The sequence below is a fragment of the Methylobacterium sp. XJLW genome, assembly GCF_003254375.1.
Taxonomy (GTDB): domain Bacteria; phylum Pseudomonadota; class Alphaproteobacteria; order Rhizobiales; family Beijerinckiaceae; genus Methylobacterium; species Methylobacterium fujisawaense.
This window is the reverse complement of sequence record NZ_CP016429.1, coordinates 223,282-241,022: the sequence shown is the minus strand read 5'-3', so window position 1 is coordinate 241,022 and position 17,741 is coordinate 223,282. Positions and strand designations below refer to the sequence as shown.

Below are 17,741 nucleotides of genomic sequence, written 5' to 3'. Positions count from 1 at the left end.
CATGTCGGGCCGCTCCGAGACACGGATCTGCGCAAAGCCGCCCGCGGACGCCTCGACGGGCACGATCCCCAGCCTTCTGCGAGCCCAGGCAACCCGCCGGCCGACGGCGGTGGCCTACGTGGCGCACGATCCTGCCGAGGGACGTTTTTCTGCGATCACATGGGCCGAGATGGCCGAGCGGGTCGCCGAACGGGCGGCCGCCCTGGCCAGCGAGGCGCTCGAACCGGGCGCACGGGTCGCGCTCTGGCTGCCGAACGGGATCGAGTGGGTGGCCTTCGATCATGCGGCGCTCTCGCTCGGCCTCGTGGTGGTGCCGCTGTTTCCCGATGACGCTCCCGCCAACGCCGTCGACATCCTGGTGGATTCCGGCGCCCGCATCGTCGTCGTCCGCACGGCGGCGCAATGGGACAGCCTCGGCGATCGCGCCCAGCTGCGCACAGGAGTTCAGCGCGTGATCGCGCTCGAGGAGCCGCGAGGAACCCGACCTTCCGATCCGCGCCTGCAGAGCCTGCGGTTCTGGCTCGCAGGGGCGCGTGGATCCGTGCTCAATCCTGCCGGGCGCGACCCCGATGCCCTCGCGACGATCGTCTACACGTCGGGGACCACCGGTCGCCCGAAGGGCGTGATGCTCTCGCACCGCAATCTGCTGGCGGTCGCGCAGGCTGTTCTCGACCGCAATCCCGGTTCGGATCGGGACGTGTTCCTGTCCTATCTGCCCCTCGCCCACATCTTCGAGCGTGTGGTCGGGTGCTATCTGCCGCTGATCCTCGGAGCGCCCGTCGTGTTCGCACGATCGGTGGCGCATCTCCAGGAGGACCTCCTGTTCGCACGCCCGACCATCCTGCTGGTGGTCCCAAGCGTGCTGGAACGTCTGCGCCACAGCGTGACGGAACGGGCGGAGCGGACGCCGCCGACGCGCTGGCTGCTGCGCGCAGCCCTGGCCCGAGGCTGGGCGCTCTTCGCGGCCCGGCGGGACGGACGGCGGCTCGGCCTTGCCCAGGCCGCCATCGGCCTCCTGCTGCGCAGCATCGTGGGGCGCCCCATCCGCCGCGCGTTCGGCGGTCGTTTGCGGCTCGCGGTCTCTGGAGGCGCCGTGCTTCCGGAGGATACCGCCCGGTTCTGCCTCAGCCTCGGTCTGCCCCTGGTCGAGGGATACGGCCTGACCGAGGCGGCCTCGGCGGTCACGGGATTCCGGCTCGGCGCCACGCGCCCGGGCCGGGTCGGCCCCGCACTCCCCGGAATGGAGATCCGCCTCGCGGCATCGGGGGAAATCTTCGTGCGCTCGCCAGGCGTGATGCTCGGGTACTGGCGCCGTCCGAACCTCACGGGCGAGGTCCTGCGTGACGGATGGCTGTATACGGGCGATCTCGGCACGCTGCAGGACGGCGATCTGTGCATCACCGGCCGGCTGAAGCAGATGATGGTCCTGTCGACCGGCGAGAAGATCTCGCCCGAGGCCGTGGAGGCCGCGATCTTGCGCGATCCCCTGTTCCGTCAGGCCATGGTCCTGGGCGAGGGCGAAGCGCGGCTGTCGGTCCTGGCGGTGGTCGATGCGGCGATGTGGACGCAGCTTGCGCAGGATCTGGGTCTCGATCCCGCGGCGGAGGACGCCCTCGATGACGCGCGCGCCCGACGGGCCGCGCTCGATCGGGTCGCCGCGGCGCTGCATGACGGACCCCGCGCTGCCAGGGTCCGGGCGGTGCGTCTGCTGCGGACGCCCTGGACTGTCGAGGACGGCCTCCTGACCCCCACGCTGAAGCTGCGCCGCGCCGTCCTCCTTGACCGGTTCGCCGGAACGGTGGCGGCCCTGCGCGGCGAGCCCGAACCGCCGCGCGCCTGAGCAAGTCTGGGTTCGCCGACACGGTCCACCCCTGATGCGGCTCCGGTCCGCCGCTCAGTACTTGTCCGTCAGAACCGCCTCGATCCCGTAACGCACCAGACGATCGCGCGATCTGACGCCCGATCGGATGCGGTGGGCAACTTCGAAGGCGATATGATTCTCGACAAGATATCGCGGAATCATAGGAAACTCGGACAAGAATCCGGTCAATGCGTCGAGGGCCTCTCTGTGGGCTTCGACAGCGAGTCGAATATCCGATGGCGACATCGCGATCCTCCTCCTGGCTTGAGAGTTTGATGCCGGAGGCGGATGCGGCAGCGTTGATCCTGATCAATGTGTGCCGCGGTCGACTGCTTCACCGCTTCGACAGACGAAGAGCGCTGCCAGCGCCACGATGGACAGGCTCTCGGTGTCGCGCGAACCGGAATGCTGAACACGATGGCAACGTTGAAAAAGGCCCGCGGAATCGATCAGCCCGAACGCCGGGCCACGGCGATCGCGAATGCCAACTGGTTCCGGGCCCGTGCCCGCCAGGCGCTCCGCGAGGGCCATCCGGACAGCAGGCTGCGCGCCGGCCGAGCCCGGGTGGCCGCACGGCTCGTGCTCGAGCGAGCGCGAGGCGAGGGCCTTCTGATGGATCAGGCGGCCGGCGCCGCCTGACCGGGAGCCGCGCGGCCCGCGCCGCCTCAGGAGGAACGCCATGACCGACAAGGATTTGCGCCGGGCGGTGCTCGACGAACTCGACTTCGACCCCAGCCTGGACGCCGGGGATATCGGCGTCGCCGTCTCCGAAGGGGTGGTGACGCTCACTGGCCATGTCGGCAGCTACGCCGAGAAGGTGGAGGCGGAGCGCGCCGTGCGCCGCGTCCGGGGTGTGCGCGCCATCGCGCAGGAGATCGCGGTCCGTTACGCCGACGCGAAGAAGGTGGCCGACGACCAGATCGCCGCCCGGGCGCTGGCGATCATCGACTGGTCTGTGCATCTCCCGAAGGACGCCATCCAGGTCACGGTGAGCGGCGGCTGGATCACCCTGACGGGCGCCGTGCCCTGGCGCTACCAGTCGAGATCCGCCGAGGCCGTCGTGCGGCAGCTCTCAGGGGTGCTTGGCGTCACCAACCGGATCGCGATCGAACCGCGCGTTCCACCTGGGGCGGTCAAGGACAAGATCCTGGAGGCGTTTCGGCGAAGCGCGCTGTTCGAAGCCGACGCGATCAAGGTCACCGTCTCGGGCGACCGGGTCATTCTGGAGGGTGCCGTGACGGCCCGGGCGGAGCGCGATGCGGCCGAGCGTGCCGCATGGTCGGTGCCGGGCGTGCGCGCCGTCGAGGACCGCATCGTAGCCATGGCCAGAGCGGACAAGATGAGATGCACCGCGGCGCGGATTCGAGATCGATCCTCGATCCCGGAGACGAACGCGCGCGGCACCGATCCGTCTGGCGGACGGAAAGACACGAAGTGTTCGGACCGGGGGGCCTGTCCCGTCGCGTGACAGATCGCGAGCCGCTGAGGCGCGGTTCCCGGTGTCCGATCAAGGATCGCGCCGGCCTTCGATTCGACTGGCGAAGGCCGGCGCAGGGAGGAACATCCCGGGTCGTCCGGCCAAGTCACGTTCGGCGCATCGCGATGACGCGCCGCGCGCAAAGATCGCCGTCGCGAAGAGAGACAGTGAATATAGATTTTCAGCAAAGTTCTTGAATGATCCCTCGGCGAGCGGTTCGTGCTCTCACTCTGCCGGGGCCGGGGGAGAGATGCCGGTCACCTGGACGGAGGGCTCCTCACTCAGCCAGCGATACAGAATCCCGCCGAGAACCCCACCGAAGATCGGGGCGACCCAAAAAAGCCAGAGCTGGGTCAGGGCCCATCCGCCGACGAAGACCGCCGGTCCCGTGCTGCGCGCCGGGTTCACCGAGAGATTCGTGACCGGGATGCCGACGAGGTGGACGAGGGTCAGGCACAGCCCGATGGCCAGCGGAGCAAAGCCGACCGGGGCCTTGCCGTGCGTCGCGCCCATGATGACGAAGACGAACATCATCGTGAGCACGACCTCGGTCAGGAGGCAGGCGGTCAGCGCGTATTGCCCCGGCGAATGCGCGCCATAGCCGTTGGCGGCGAAGCCCTTCTCGACGGAGAAGGCCGGCGCGCCGCTGGCGATGGTGTAGAGCACAGCCGCGGCGACGAGGCCGCCGACGACCTGGGCGATGACGTAGGCCGGGATGTCGTGGGCCGGAAACCGGCCTCCGGCCGCGAGTCCGCAGGTCACCGCCGGATTGAGGTGGCAGCCCGAAATGTGCCCAATGGCATAGGCCATGGTGACGACAGTCAGGCCGAAGGCGAGCGCGACGCCGAGGAGGCCGATTCCGACCTGCGGAAACGCGGCCGCGATGACGGCGCTCCCGCAGCCCGCGAAGGTGAGCCAGAACGTGCCAATGGCCTCGGCCGCGCACTTGCGGATATCCATGGAACCTCCTGCGGTCAGGCGAGGCGACATTTCCGTGGCCCGCCCGACCGAGCGGATCGGATTATCCAGGGCCGGACCGCATCCTGCCGCGAAGGGAGGGGCCTCGATTTGAGCTAGATCAATTCCGCATCGCGGGTCTGGTCGCCGGCACCGGTCTCTTCGGCGCGGCGCCTCGGTCGATCCGCCAGTCTCTCCCGTGCTGCGCAGGCCATGCCGAGCCGTCGATCGACGCCCGGGCCGTCGAGAACGGGGACCCGCGCCTTTGATTTGAATCAACGCCGTTCCGACCGAACGGGCGATTCAATCGGAAGTGATCGGACGGAATGGGGACAGCCTCCTCATCCACGGGTCCGACGGGAGGTGTCGTATGGGCGGAACGGTCACCTTTGGAACGCTGCAGACCGGAGCGGGGCGTGCCCGCGGATGGCTTCTCGCGGTCGGCAGCCTGCTGCTGATCCTCGGCATCGTGGGCCTCTTCATGGTGGTCAGCCTCACGATCGTCAGCACGCTCTGGTACGGCGTCCTCCTGATCGCGGCCGGGATCGCCGAGATCGCCGAGGCGCTCGCCAAGCCGTCGGAAGTCGAAGCGTGGCGATCCCGCGTCGTTCGGTTCTTCGCGGGCCTGCTCTACCTCGTCGGCGGTCTTTGGGCCGTCTTCCGCCCCCTCGAAGCGTCGCTCGCCCTCACGCTCGTCCTCGGGCTCACCCTGATCGCCTCCGGCGTGGCGCGCGCGCTCTGGGCCATCGTCCACACGACGCAGCTGTCGCGCGCCACGGTGATCCTGTTTGCCCTGCTCTCGATGCTCCTAGGCGCCGCCATCATCGCGCAATGGCCCTATTCGGGCCTGTGGGCGATCGGCCTCTTCGTGTCCTGCGACCTGATCGCCGCGGGACTGTCATGGGCGTGGATCGGCCTCTTCGGCCCGCCGCCGGTCGCGCCGGCGCTCGCATCGCCCGGAAGCGGGTCGGCGACCCGTTGAGCCGCATAGGCGAACGCCGATCTCCGTCGGCCGCGATGGGATCGGGTGGCGGAGCCAGGGACATCAGACCACGAGCCGGAGGATGGCAATGGAACCGATGCATCGTCGTGCCGTGCTGGGCAACCTGTCGTCCGCCGCCCTGGCGGCTGCGGGCCTGCTCATGGTGCCGGGTGCCGTCTACGCCGCGCCCCTGAGAATCGAGCCCCTCGACGATCCGAGCGGCGGCCCTGTCGAGAAAGCACAGGCCGTCGTCGTCGTCCCGCGGCGGCGGCGCCGCAGGGTCTGCTGGTGGCGACGCGGACGCCGGGTCTGCGCCTGGCGCTGACCGGTGCGCCGATGACCGGATCCGGCCGCCGCCGCCCGGCGACCCGGTCGTCCCACGGCAAGCCACCGCGTCCGGGATGGAGCAGACCGATGTCGACGCGCCGCGCCTTCATCAAGACTCTTCCCGCTGTCGGAGCCGCCTTCTCCGCAGCCGGATGCCTCCTGGCGGAAGCGCGTGCCGCGGGCGACGGGGAATCCCCGGCGGCATCCGCCGGTCCGGAGCACTTCCACCCGAAAGGCAAACCGCCGTCGTCGTTCACCCGCGCCGTGCTCCGGCAGGCCCGGACGCGCCTGCCGTTCGCGGACGACACGGATTTCGAGGAGCAGCGACGCGGGCTGATCGCCCCCATGGCCGACCGGATCATCCGGGCCGACGATGGTCACGTGGCCTGGGACATGCAGCAATTCCAGTTCTTGGAGCGGCAGGACGAATTTGACAGTATCCATCCGTCTCTGCTGCGCATCTCGCGTCTCAACAACAATTACGGGCTCTACGAGGTCGTCCCCGGCATCTATCAGGTCCGGGGGTTCGATCTCTCGGACCTCACCATCGTGCGGGGGCGGACGGGTTGGATCGTGTTCGACCCCCTCGTCAGCCAGGAGACCGCACGCGCCGCCTGGGCGCTGTTCCAGGCGCATGCGGGCGAGGGGCGGCCGATCTCGGCCGTGATCTACTCGCATACGCATGGCGATCATTGGGGCGGCGTGCGCGGGATCCTCAAGGAAGAAGACGTGCGGTCCGGCGCCGTGCCGGTGATCGCGCCGGCCGATTTCCTCGTCCATACGGTGGCGGAGAACGTCTACGCCGGCAACGCCATGAACCGGCGGCTGTTCTACCAGTACGGGCTGCTCCTGCCGGCGGCGCCGCACGGCTATGTCGGGCAGGGCCTGGGACAGCGCGTCTCGGCCGGCACCACAGGCCTGATCGCCCCGACGCGCTACGTGGAGAAGCTGATCGAGACCTTCGAGGTCGACGGCATCCCGATGGTCTTCCAGAATACGCCGAACACGGAAGCGCCGCGGGAGATGAACACCTACATCCCGGACCGGAAGGCGCTCTGGATGGCGGAGAACGTCATCGCGTCCCTGCACAACATCTACACCCTGCGCGGCGCCCCGGTGCGCGATCCGCTCAACTGGTCGAAATACATCAACGCGGCGCTGTACCGGTTCGGCCGGGAGGCCGAGGTAATGTTCGCCTCCCACCACTGGCCCCGCTGGGGCAATGCGCGGATCCAGGCGGTTCTGCGGGCGCAGCGCGACCTCTACGCCCACATGAACAATCAGGTGCTCCACCTCGCCAACCAGGGCGTGACGATCAACGAGATCCACAAGGTCTACGCGCTGCCGCAGAGCCTACAGCAGACGTGGCATTGTCGCGGCTATCACGGGTCGCCGGAGCACAACAGCCGGGGCGTGATCCAGCGCTATCTCGGATTCTGGGATTGCAACCCGGCGACGCTGATTCCGCTCGCCCCGTCGGAGAGCGCCCCCCTCTACGTCGACATGATGGGCGGTGCGGAGACGATCCTCGCCCGGGGAAAGCGGCTGCACGACGCGGGCCAGTATCTGCTGGCCCAGGAGATCGTGAACAAGCTCGTCCAGGCCGAGCCGCAGAACCAGGCCGCCAAGGACCTCCTCGCCGACATCTTCGAGCAGATCGGCTACCAGCAGGAGAATCCCGGCCTGCGCAACTGCTTCCTGGCTGGCGCCTACGAGCTGCGCTCCGGCATTCCGGAAGGCGCGACGGCCAGTTCGAGCAGCCCCGACGTGGTGCGGGCGATGCCGACCGAGCTCTTCCTGAACTTTCTCGGCATCCGCATGGACAGCCGCAAGGCGGAGGGGATGCGCTTCACCATCAACCTGATCACGCCGGACAACGGCGAGCGGTTCATCGTCGAATTGGAAAACGCGACGCTGACCAACATCGCGGGGTTCCAGGCCGAGAAGCCCGATCTCACCCTGACCATCAACCGGTCGGATCTCGAGCAGACGATGATCGGCGCCAAGACCCTGGAGGCGCAGATCGCCGACGGGACCGCGCAGGTCGAGGGCGACGCCGGCATCCTGAGCCGGCTGGCCGCCACGATGGTGACGTTCGACCCGCGATTCGAGATCTTGCCCGGCACCAAGGTGCGCGGTGCCGCCAATCGCGTGCAGTCCGACCCGTACCGGGCCGATTCCGGAGAGGTGGTCGCCGAGTAGCCGGCGAAAGCCGCTCTTGCTCCGCAGCCGATCGCGGTCCGGGATGGCGGCAGGACGACGGAAGAGGTGCTCACGGGATGAGGGTATCGGTCCCATGTCGGATGAGGCGATCACGGCGGGCAGGCGGGGGCGGGATCCGATCCTGATCGATCTGGCCCTGCAGGGCGGCGGCGCGCACGGCGCCTTCACATGGGGGGTCCTCGATCGCCTGCTCGAGGAGCCCTGGCTGAGCATCGACGGCATTTCCGGGACGTCGGCCGGTGCCATGAACGCGGCCGTCCTCATCGAGGGCTACGAGCGGGACGGGGCCACCGGTGCGCGCGCGGCACTCCAGACCTTCTGGGACGCCGTCTCGCGCGCGGCCCGGTTCAGCCCGCTGCAGCGCAGCCCGCTCGACGTGATACTGGGCCGCTGAACGCTCGATTCCGCGCCTCTGTATCTGGCCGCGGACCTGATGGCGCGGGTCTTCTCCCCGTATGACCTCAATCCGCACGACTTCAACCCGCTCAGACAGATCCTGGACTCGCGGCTGGATTTCGAGCGTATCGCACGGAGCCGGATCAAGCTCTTCGTCACCGCGACGGATGTTCATACGGGCCGGGGCCGGGTGTTCCGCAACGCCGAGGTCACTGCCGACGTGCTCCTCGCCTCGGCATGCCTGCCGACCCTGTTCCAGGCGGTGCGGATCGACGGTGCCTCTTACTGGGATGGAGGCTATTCCGGAAACCCGACGATCACCCCCCTGGTCCGCGAATGCGAGTCGCGCGATACGATCATCGTGCAGGTCAATCCGGTCGAGCGCAGACAAGCGCCGACCTCGGCCCGGGAGATCCTCAACCGGCTCAACGAGATCTCCTTCAACGCGGTCCTGCTCAAGGAACTGCGGATGATGGCCTTGCTGCGGCAGGTCGCGCCCACGGACAATTCCGAGTGCGCCCGATGGGCGGCCATGCGCATGCACCGCATCGCCAGCGACGTTGTCGCCGAGCTGGGCTCGTCCTCGAAGCTCAATGCGGAATGGGCATTCCTGACGATGCTTCGGGACGAGGGACGCCGGAGCGCCGCGACGTTCCTGACCGATCATGGGCCGGATCTGGGCCGGCGTCCGTCTTTCGACCTCGACCGACTGCTCGAAGGCGTCTGACGCAGCCGGAACGCCCCGTCGCGCATGACAGAGCTTGCTGAACTTGATAAAGATCAAGGTGCATATATTGATTTATGATTTATGTTTATTCGGTATAGATGCAGCATGTATTCCATTTATCAGTCTTGCGCGTCGCAGATCGACGATATCTTGTCAGACTAAATGGGTCTCTGCCCAAGCCTCTTCACACCGGTTCACGCGCATGATCGGCGCGGCACTTCGCAGTCGGACCGGCTCGATTCCGGGGGAGCACCTTCACACCGAAGACCGCTCGTCGCATCCGGCCGGCCCCGGAAACGGCCCGGCGCCCACAGACAGAGGAGTGAACGCTTATGCACACGATCCGGGCTCTTCGCGCGGCGCTGGCCGCCTTACCCCTGTTGACCTTCGCGACGTTCGCGGACGCGACGGCCGCTGGTCCCGCACTGGGCAAGGCGCTGGCCGGACCGACGGTGTCGGAAGCCAGGGTCACCATCGGCCGTCACAAGGCACTTCCGAAGAAGAAGCGTATCCATCGCGAGCGGAAGATGTAGGGGCGATCGAGCGACCGCAAATGCACGACTGACTTGACCGGCTGGCTTAGAACCGAACCGATCGAGAGCATCTGCCCGGTGCAAAGCCAGCCGGTCAGGGTATCGGGTTCGCGCCGAAGGAGAAGTTTTGGCACGGGGCCACCGCGACTACGGCGATGAGGCATGCCGCGATCCAAGGCTGGACGGCAAGGCCGGCCCTGAGATGGAGCGGGTCACCGAAGGACCGTATGCCGGGTCATGAGCTCGGGCCGCGCGTTCGGCAATCAGCAACACGATGCCAAGAGCGTTCCATCGGATTTCCATTCAGCTGAGACGCTCGGCGCCCAGCGGCGCATGAAACAAGGCGTCGATGACCGCTCGTCCGTTCGGTTCAGCATAGCGCATATCCAGCCGCCATCGGCCCGCCGATCTCATTCGGACCCGCGTCGTCCGAGCCCAATCCGGTCCATCACCGCAACGTGAGAGCGGTGCATTCCATCGGGGATCGGACTGTGTCCATAGCGCCACACGTAACGTAACACTGTTACAAAGTTTGTCAGGCCCGTTGACCGGATGCGCGCCGGTGGCGAATATCGTCCAGCCAAGGTTCTTCGGGTCCCGGCCCGGAGCTAAGACGGGAATTCGGTGCGCTTTTCGGAGCGAATCCGAAGCTGCCCCCGCAACTGTGAGCGGCGAGCGCCTGCCACCGATGACCACTGGTGCTTGCACTGGGAAGGTCCGGCGGGCGCTTTGACCCGTGAGCCAGGAGACCTGCCTTCGGCACGATGACGTCCCTCGGGCGGGGTGCCCCGGCGGAGCGCGCGGTGTCGCCGTCTCGTGGGCGACGCTGCCCGTATCCCCGTGGCCTCCACCCGGCAACAGCGAGTGTGTGGTGGCGACCTCCGAACGTCCGTCTCTCGGCGAGCCTGCGCGGTTTTCAGCGCCATCAGCGCGTCGTCCGCGGACTCCGCATCGCGGTCGGCGGCTGGCGCTCGCCGCTGTCCTCTCGGCCGGGCTTCCGATCGAGGACGTGCGGGCGCAGGAGAGCGTGACGTTGGAGGAACTCTCGGTCGAGCAGGTCGGGGAGGGTGCCGGCCGCACGACGGCCTCCGGGCGCGGCACCATCGGCCTGATCGGCCCGACGCCGGGATACGGAGCGGGCACGGCCGTCAGCGCCACGCGCACAGCCACTCCGCAGATCGACGTGCCGGTGGCCGTCTCCGTGGCGCCGCGGGAGACGATCACCGACCTCGCCGCCACCCGCGTAGACCGGGCGTTCAACTATCTGCCCGGCGTCGCCCAGCAGAACAATTTCGGGGGGCTTTCGATCTTCAGTTACGCCATCCGTGGTGTGACGACCTCGGAGATCTACAAGAACGGTTTCCCCCTCAATCGCGGGACCCCGCCTCCGCCCGACGCGCAGAACATCGAACGCATCGAGGTGCTCAAGGGACCGGGGGCGGCCCTGTTCGGACGCAGCGATCCCGGCGGGCTCGTCAACCTCATCACCAAGCAACCCACCGCCGAACGGTTCGTCGAGTTCGGCAATCAGGTCGATTCGTTCGGTCTGACCCGCGGTACCATCGATGCCGGCGGTGCCCTGAACGCGGACGGGACGGTCCTCTATCGCTTCAATCTCGCCGCACAGGGGGCCGGCAGCTTCCGCGACTTCGTGGACAGCGACCGGCTGCTCGTGGCTCCAGTGGTGAGTTGGCAGGTCACGCCGGACACACGCGTTACGGTCGAGACCGAGTTCGTGAAGAACCGCATCGTCTTCGACCGGGGCGTGATCGCGCTCAATCGCCAGCTCGGCTTCCTGCCGCTCTCGCGGTTCCTCGGCGAGCCCGGTCAGAGCACCTACCAGAACAACAATTCGCTGCAGGTCCGCGTCGATCATCGCTTCGATGAGAACTGGCAGATGCGGCTCGCCGCTTACTTCAACACCGGCGATCTGGAAGGGGAATCGGCGGAGATCCGCGGAATCGCCGCCAACAACCGCACCGTCTTTCGCGACCGCAACGTGCGCGACTATCGCTGGGACGTGGCGGTCGGTCAGGCCGACCTGATCGGGCGGTTCGATACGGGCGGCATCGGCCACACGCTCCTCCTCGGCATGGACCGGGAGAGCACCGACAGCCGGACGGTCTATCTGCGCTCGAACTTCCGCACGAGCCCCTTCGCCCTCGACATCTATTCGCCGGTCTACGGACAGGCGCTGCCGCCGATCACCATCCCACGCAACAATATCGAGCGCATCACCAATACCGGCCTCTATGCGCAGGACGAGATCGTCCTGAGCCCGGAATGGCGGGCGCTGATCGGCCTTCGGCTCGACATCTTCGAGCAGAGCTTCCGCGAGCGCGTGGTGCGCAGCCAAGTGGACCAGTCGCGGGTCGCGGCCTCGCCCCGGGCGGGCCTGGTCTACCGGCCGATCCCGGAACTCGCCTTCTACACCAATGTCGGCACGAGCTTCCGGCCGAATATCGGCACCGACGCCGCCGCCGTCACGCGCGGCACGGCGCTGCCGCCCGAGACCGGCCTCGGCTACGAGGTCGGCGCCAAGTCCGAATTATTCGGCGGCAATTTGCTCCTCACCGCCGCCGCCTTCCGCGTGGAGCGGGAGAACGTGCTCACGCCCGACCCGGCGAATACCGGCTTCTCCCTCGCGGCCGGCGCCGTGCGCAGCCAGGGCTTTGAGCTGACGGCTCAAGGACAGATCACGCCGGAACTGAAGCTCCTGGCCGGCTACGTCTATGCCGATGCCCGCGTTACCAAGGACAACGTGCTTCCGGTCGGCGCCCCCCTGGTCAACGTGCCCCGCCACTCCGGCAGCCTGCTCGCGGTCTACGAGCCAGCAGGCGCGTGGCGCGGCTTCGGGATCGGCGGCGGCGTGCGCGGCGTGGGCGAGCGGGCGGGCGACGCGGCGGGGTCCGGCTTCACCCTGCCGGGCTTCATCGCGGTCGATGCGCTGGCCTATTACAAATTCGGCAACGCCCGCGTGGCGCTCAACATCGAGAATATATTCGACACCGATTACTATGAGAGTTCACTGAACGTATTCCGCGTCTATCCGGGCTCGCCCCGTCGCATCACGGGCTCCGTGACGGTGCGGTTCTGATGGCGGTTGAGCCGGTGTTGGCGCTCGGCCGCGTCGTCAAGCAGTTCGGAGGCAGGACCGCCCTCAGCGGTCTCGACCTCACCCTGCGCGCGGGTGAGGTCTATGCCCTGCTCGGTCCCAACGGTGCCGGAAAGACCACCACGATCAACCTCATCCTCGGCTTCCTGAAGGCCGATGCGGGGGAGGTCCGGGTCTGCGGGATCGATGCAGGGACGGATCCCATCGCTGCCCGGGCGCGCACCGCCTACATCCCGGAGCAGGTGGCCCTTTATCCGGGGCAATCGGGATTGGAGAATCTCCGTTACTTCGCGACCCTCGCCGGTCTCGCGATCGATCGGGCGGAGGCCGAGACGCATCTCGCGGCGGCCGGCCTGGCGCCCGAGGCCTGGTCGCGGCCCGCCTCCGGCTATTCGAAGGGGATGCGCCAGAAGGTCGGCATCGCCATCGCGCTCGCGCGAAAGACCCGGCTGCTGCTGCTCGACGAGCCGACATCCGGCCTCGACCCATCGGCGGCGGCGGCCTTCTCCGGGACGGTGCGGGCGGCGGCGGAGCGCGGCACGGCGGTGCTGATGGCGACCCACGACCTCTACCGCGTGCGCGAGATGGCCGACCGGGTCGGCGTGCTGGCGGGCGGGCGCGTCGCCGAGGAGATCGATCCGAGGCGCTACGCGCACACCGATCTGGAACGCCTCTACATCGCGCGCCTGTCGGGGGCGGTCACGTGAGGCGCGTCCGCGCGGAGTTGGCGCTGCTGTGGCGGGACGCGCGCGTCCGCTGGATCGGCGGCCTGCTCGTCCTGCTCCTGATGGTCACGGGCCTCGGCGCCTGGCAATCCGCCCGCGATTACGGTGCCGAGGTCGCGCGGGTCACGGCCGCAGAGCGGGCCCGCTGGCTCGGGCAGGATGCCAAGAACCCGCATTCCGCCGATCATTACGGCCTGTGGGTGTTTCGCCCCTCGTCGCCCCTCTCAATCCTCGATCCCGGCACCGAGCCCTATACGGGCCGGATGGTGCGGATCGAGGCGCACCTGTTCAACGATGCGGTCTACCGCGCCGTGCAGGATGCCGGCCCCTTCGACCGGGCCGGCCTCTCCGATGTCTCCGATGTCGTCGGCCTCGTTGTTCCCCTGGTGGCGCTTCTCCTCGGCTTTGCCGCCTTCGCGGCGGATCGCGAGCGCGGTACCCTGCGCCTCGCCCTCGGCAACGGCGCGCCGCCCGGCCCACTCTTTGCCGCCCGCTTCGCCGCCCTGAACCTCGTCCTTGCGGTCCTGGTCTGCCTGCCCCTCCTCACGCTCGGCGGCGTGGCCATTGCGAGCCTCGGCACCGCGGGTTGGCAGGCTTGGCCGCGCCTCCTCGTCTGGGTCGCGGTGCAGGCCCTCTACGGTGCCGTCTTCCTGCTCATCGCGATGATCGCCTCGCTGCTGGCCCGCACGGCGCGAGGAGCCTTGACGATCTCCCTCGCGATCTGGATCGCGCTGTGCCTCGTCGCGCCACGGCTCGCGACTGCAGGCATGGAGATGGTCTCGCCCGCCCCGTCCTATCGCGAGACCCGGCTGCGGATCGACGGGGACCTGCGTCCCCATAAATCCGCCGAAGCCAGCGATGCGCGAGCGCAGGCGACGCTCGCCCGCTACGGCGTGAGCGATCAGCAGGAACTCCCTGTGGATCTGCGTGGCCTCATCATGGTGGAGAACGACCACCATGCCTTCGCGGTCTACGACCGGGAACTCGGGGCCTTCTTCGCGGCCCTGGCTGCGCGGGATGCCGCGTTCGGCTGGGCGGGCCTGCTCTCGCCGCGCGTCGCCCTCCAGCGTGTGTCGGAAGGCCTTGCGGGGACCGATTTCGTTCAGCACGCCCATTTCGTCTGGTCTGCCGAGGCTTACCGGCGGGCGATCTCGGAGCGCATGAATGCCGAGATCCGCGACAACCCACAGCGCGACGGGCGCGCCATGCTGGCGGGGCCGGAATTGTGGCGCGAAATTCCGCCCTTTGCCTTTGCGCCCCTGCCGCTGTCGCGGTCCCTCGCCGAGATCCGGGTCCCGGCCCTCCTGCTCGGTCTGTGGCTGGCGCTGCTCGCCGCCGGGAGCATCCCCCTGATCCGCAGGCTGGCCCCGTGAGCCAATCGCGCTTTCTCCCACTGCTGAGGACCGAACTGCGCCTGATTCTTCGCGAGCGGCTGACCTGGGCGATCCTCGCCGCGCTCCAGGTGGCCCTCTGCCTCGGGGGCCATACCGGTGCCCAGCGTGTGGCGGGCGAACGGGCCGCGATCGCGCAAGCCTCGGACGATGCCGCGCGCTCCCTTCGAGACGCTAAGGAGGCCGCCGCCCGCTACGCCGTGCCGCGTGCGATGACGGTCAATTACTGGCAGGATCCGACCCACGCCTTCGGCTACATGCACTACTTCCTCGCCGCCTACGCCGTGAAGCCGCCGACGCCCCTGGCCGTGCTCTCTGCGGGGCAGAGCGAGATCCAGCCCGCCGTCATGAAGACGAGCTTCGGCTTCAGCACCGTCTTCGAGGACACGGCCTACGAACTGGGATCCTCCGCCGCGCTGAGGCTCGGGCCCTTCGACCTCGCCTTCGTCCTCATCTACCTCGTTCCCCTGGCGGTGATCGCCATCGCGGGAACGCGCCTCGCCGCCGAGCAGGATGCCGGGATCCTCCGCCTCATCGCGGCCCAGCCCGTACACCCCCGGATCGTCGCGGGCGCGAAGTTCGGCGCGGCAGCGCTCATCCTCGTCGCCGCCGTGATCGGGGGGACGGCGTTGGCCCTGGCGCTGGCGGGATGGCGGGACCTCCCTCCGGGCTGGGCCACGACCCTCGCCCTGTTGGCCGCCGCGCTCTGCGCCTATGTCGTGCTCTGGGTCGCCGCCTGTGCCCTCGCCGCCAGCCTATGGCGCGGGGCTGTGGCGTCGCTGACGATCCTCGTGCTGACCTGGGCCTGCGTGACCGTTGTCCTGCCGGCCCTCCTCGGTCTCGCGGTGGACAAACTGGCGCCGCCCCCCTCGCGGATCGCCGCCATCGACGCCAGCCGCCAAGTTCAGGATGCCTTCTACCGGGGCGACGAGGCGGCGAAAGTCACGGCCGCATGGCTGACGGCGCGGTTGCCCGGCACCACGGACCGACCCGACTTGCGCGAGACGCCGCAAATCAAGCGGCTGGCCCGGGATGCGTTCTACGAGACGACGCTCGCCCCCTACCGCGCAGGGATGCAGGCCCGCGCCGAGGGCGCCGCGGCCTGGAGCGCACGCCTGGCTCTTCTGTCTCCGGCGACGACGCTCGCCCTCGCGCTCGACACGGCGGCGGGCACCGACGCCGCCCGCCACGCCGCCTTTCTCGCTGCAGCCTCCGAGTACCGCCGGAGCCTGCGCGCCTTCTTCGAACCGCGCATCCTGGCGCAGGAGCTGCGGCCGGCGGCCGTCTGCGCAGGCTGCCCGGCGCGCCTCGATTTCGACGCCTACGATGCCGTGCCGCGCTTTCCGACTGTGATCGCGGCAGACGCAGCGCGATGGCAGGCCGCGCTCAGTGCGCTCACCCTGTGGGGCGTGGCATTGGCTCTGGCCGGGCTGGCCTTCCGCCGCTTCGCGATATGGTCCGTATGAGCGCTGTCGCGACGTCGGCTGCCCGCCCGGATTTTGAGACGCGGCCCGGCGATGCAGAACGTCGAGCCGCGTCGCTCCGCGCGCATTGGTCCAGGCACGCGTCGAAGCGGCGACTGGCGGCTCTCGTGCGCGAGCGGCCGTACACCCCGGTGGGATTTGCCGGCGGATTGAGCCGTCGCGGCTTCTGCATGCTCCGCGGGGGCACCGTCTGGACCCCGGCCGCGCGCCCAAATCTGCTTTGCCGTCTTGAGGACCAGTCGTGACGACCACGGACGTGAAGCGCCCGCCGCGCATCCTCTCGATCGACGCCTTGCGCGGGCTGGTGATGCTCCTGATGCTCGTCGACCACGTGCGGGAGTTCTTCTACCTTCATGCGCAGGTCCGAGACCCCATGGATCTCGCCGCGACGCCGCCGGACCTGTTCCTGACGCGGGCGTCCTCGCACCTCTGCGCGCCGCTCTTCATCCTGCTCACCGGCCTTTCGGCCAGCCTCTATGGGCAGAAGCACGGTCCGCGAGCGACCGCCGCCTTCCTGCTCAAGCGCGGGCTGCTCCTGATCCTGCTGGAAGTGACGCTCGTCAATGTCGCCTGGGCCGGCAGCTTCTGGCCGCCGATCCTTTATCTGCAGGTGATCTGGGTGATCGGCCTGTGCATGGTGGCACTGGCCGCGTTGCTCTGGCTGCCGCGGGTTCTCCTCGTGACCGGAGCCCTGGCGCTCATGCTCGGTCATAACCTGCTCGACGGGCTTGTGCTTCAAGTGGGCGAGCCGGGCTACGTGCTCTGGTCCATCCTGCACCAGCGCGGGATGATCGCGTTGCCCTGGGGCGGCGTGGCCCGGACTTCGTACCCGCTCCTGCCCTGGATCGGCGTGATCGCGGCAGGCTACGCGCTCGGGCCGCTTTTCACGGGAGCGGTCAACGAAACGCGCCGTCGCGCCTGGCTCGCCGGGCTCGGGGCGGCCGCCCTCGTCGCCTTCCTCGTCCTGCGCGCGCTCAACGGTTACGGCGAACCGGTGCCGTGGCAGCCCGGCCGCACGCCCCTCGCCACCGCGCTGTCCTTCGTCAATCTGACCAAGTACCCGCCGTCCGCCGATTTCCTGCTGCTGACGCTCGGGCTGGGCCTCTGCCTGCTGACGCTGTTCGAGGTGGTTCCGGCGCGGCTCGTCGGCTGGCTGTGCGTCTTCGGCGGCGCGCCGCTGTTCTTCTACCTGCTCCACCTTGCGCTCCTGCGTCTCCTGTATGATGGAGCCGCGACGGTCGGTCTGGTTGGGGCTTCAGGACGGGTCGAGGCTGGCTCACCGGCGGCGCTCTGGCTCATCGCCGCCGCTGTCAGCATTCCCCTCTGGGTGGCCTGCCGTTCGATGGTACGGCTGAAACGATCCGGGAGATGGCCGGCTTTGAGCTATCTCTGAGAGCACGAAGATCGCCCCAGTTAGAGCAGAGAGCGGGACAACGGACGTCCCATTGGTGACGGATAACCCAACAGATGCGGGGGAGGGGCTTGACGGCATCGTCCGACGGCGCAGGGTCTGCACCGCGGGTCGCGATCCGGCGGCGGCCGC

The 17,741-nt window shown here is 68.6% G+C and carries 12 protein-coding genes, 2 pseudogenes and 1 riboswitch; of the genes and pseudogenes, 13 read left to right on the top strand and 1 reads right to left on the bottom strand.

Annotated elements, in window-relative coordinates; all coding sequences use genetic code 11:
* Window position 1 precedes the first annotated feature (1 nt).
* The 3 genes and pseudogenes from A3862_RS01060 to A3862_RS01050 form a co-directional block, all read left to right on the top strand.
* The gene (locus A3862_RS01060) at window positions 2–1,840 is read left to right on the top strand and encodes an AMP-dependent synthetase/ligase (protein ID WP_111474287.1); all 1,839 of its coding nucleotides are present in this window, start codon (window positions 2–4) and stop codon (window positions 1,838–1,840) included.
* Between the two features lie 426 nt (window positions 1,841–2,266).
* The gene (locus A3862_RS01055) at window positions 2,267–2,500 is read left to right on the top strand and encodes a hypothetical protein (RefSeq protein WP_236961651.1); all 234 of its coding nucleotides are present in this window, start codon (window positions 2,267–2,269) and stop codon (window positions 2,498–2,500) included.
* Between the two features lie 40 nt (window positions 2,501–2,540).
* Window positions 2,541–3,188 (top strand): annotated as a pseudogene (locus tag A3862_RS01050) (BON domain-containing protein); the annotation flags it as partial.
* 375 nt (window positions 3,189–3,563) lie between these two features.
* Here the strand turns inward: A3862_RS01050 and aqpZ are convergent.
* Complete coding sequence (gene aqpZ / locus A3862_RS01045; protein ID WP_043755171.1) at window positions 3,564–4,298, bottom strand: aquaporin Z; 735 nt, start codon at window positions 4,296–4,298, stop codon at window positions 3,564–3,566.
* A gap of 367 nt (window positions 4,299–4,665) precedes the next feature.
* Here aqpZ and A3862_RS01040 point away from each other — a divergent pair, with 367 nt between their 5' ends.
* The 10 genes and pseudogenes from A3862_RS01040 (at window position 4,666) to A3862_RS00990 (ending at window position 17,591) form a co-directional block, all read left to right on the top strand.
* Window positions 4,666–5,277: an HdeD family acid-resistance protein gene (locus A3862_RS01040; protein WP_043350331.1), complete on the top strand. Its 612-nt coding sequence runs from the start codon at window positions 4,666–4,668 to the stop codon at window positions 5,275–5,277.
* A 97-nt stretch (window positions 5,278–5,374) separates the two neighbouring features.
* Window positions 5,375–5,602: a hypothetical protein gene (locus A3862_RS01035; protein ID WP_236952825.1), complete on the top strand. Its 228-nt coding sequence runs from the start codon at window positions 5,375–5,377 to the stop codon at window positions 5,600–5,602.
* Between the two features lie 89 nt (window positions 5,603–5,691).
* The gene (locus A3862_RS01030) at window positions 5,692–7,806 is read left to right on the top strand and encodes an alkyl/aryl-sulfatase (protein WP_043755176.1); all 2,115 of its coding nucleotides are present in this window, start codon (window positions 5,692–5,694) and stop codon (window positions 7,804–7,806) included.
* Window positions 7,807–7,900: 94 nt separating this feature from the next.
* Window positions 7,901–8,950 (top strand): annotated as a pseudogene (locus A3862_RS01025) (patatin-like phospholipase family protein).
* A gap of 332 nt (window positions 8,951–9,282) precedes the next feature.
* Entirely contained in the window at window positions 9,283–9,483 is a 201-nt protein-coding gene (locus A3862_RS01020; RefSeq protein WP_043755183.1) for a hypothetical protein, read from the top strand.
* Window positions 9,484–10,049: 566 nt separating this feature from the next.
* Window positions 10,050–10,256: riboswitch (cobalamin riboswitch) on the top strand.
* A 236-nt stretch (window positions 10,257–10,492) separates the two neighbouring features.
* Entirely contained in the window at window positions 10,493–12,580 is a 2,088-nt protein-coding gene (locus A3862_RS01010) for a TonB-dependent siderophore receptor (protein ID WP_236961649.1), read from the top strand.
* On the top strand, window positions 12,580–13,305 hold the full coding sequence (locus A3862_RS01005) for an ABC transporter ATP-binding protein (RefSeq protein WP_043755185.1): 726 nt from the start codon (window positions 12,580–12,582) through the stop codon (window positions 13,303–13,305). Before A3862_RS01010 ends, A3862_RS01005 begins: the two co-directional genes overlap by 1 nt.
* Window positions 13,302–14,696: a DUF3526 domain-containing protein gene (locus tag A3862_RS01000; protein ID WP_043755187.1), complete on the top strand. Its 1,395-nt coding sequence runs from the start codon at window positions 13,302–13,304 to the stop codon at window positions 14,694–14,696. Before A3862_RS01005 ends, A3862_RS01000 begins: the two co-directional genes overlap by 4 nt.
* Window positions 14,693–16,180, top strand: a complete 1,488-nt coding sequence (locus A3862_RS00995; protein WP_043755190.1) for a DUF3526 domain-containing protein — start codon at window positions 14,693–14,695, stop codon at window positions 16,178–16,180. Before A3862_RS01000 ends, A3862_RS00995 begins: the two co-directional genes overlap by 4 nt.
* A gap of 325 nt (window positions 16,181–16,505) precedes the next feature.
* A complete protein-coding gene (locus tag A3862_RS00990) occupies window positions 16,506–17,591 on the top strand; it encodes a DUF1624 domain-containing protein (protein WP_100794063.1) in 1,086 nt (361 codons plus the stop codon).
* Window positions 17,592–17,741: the final 150 nt, after the last annotated feature.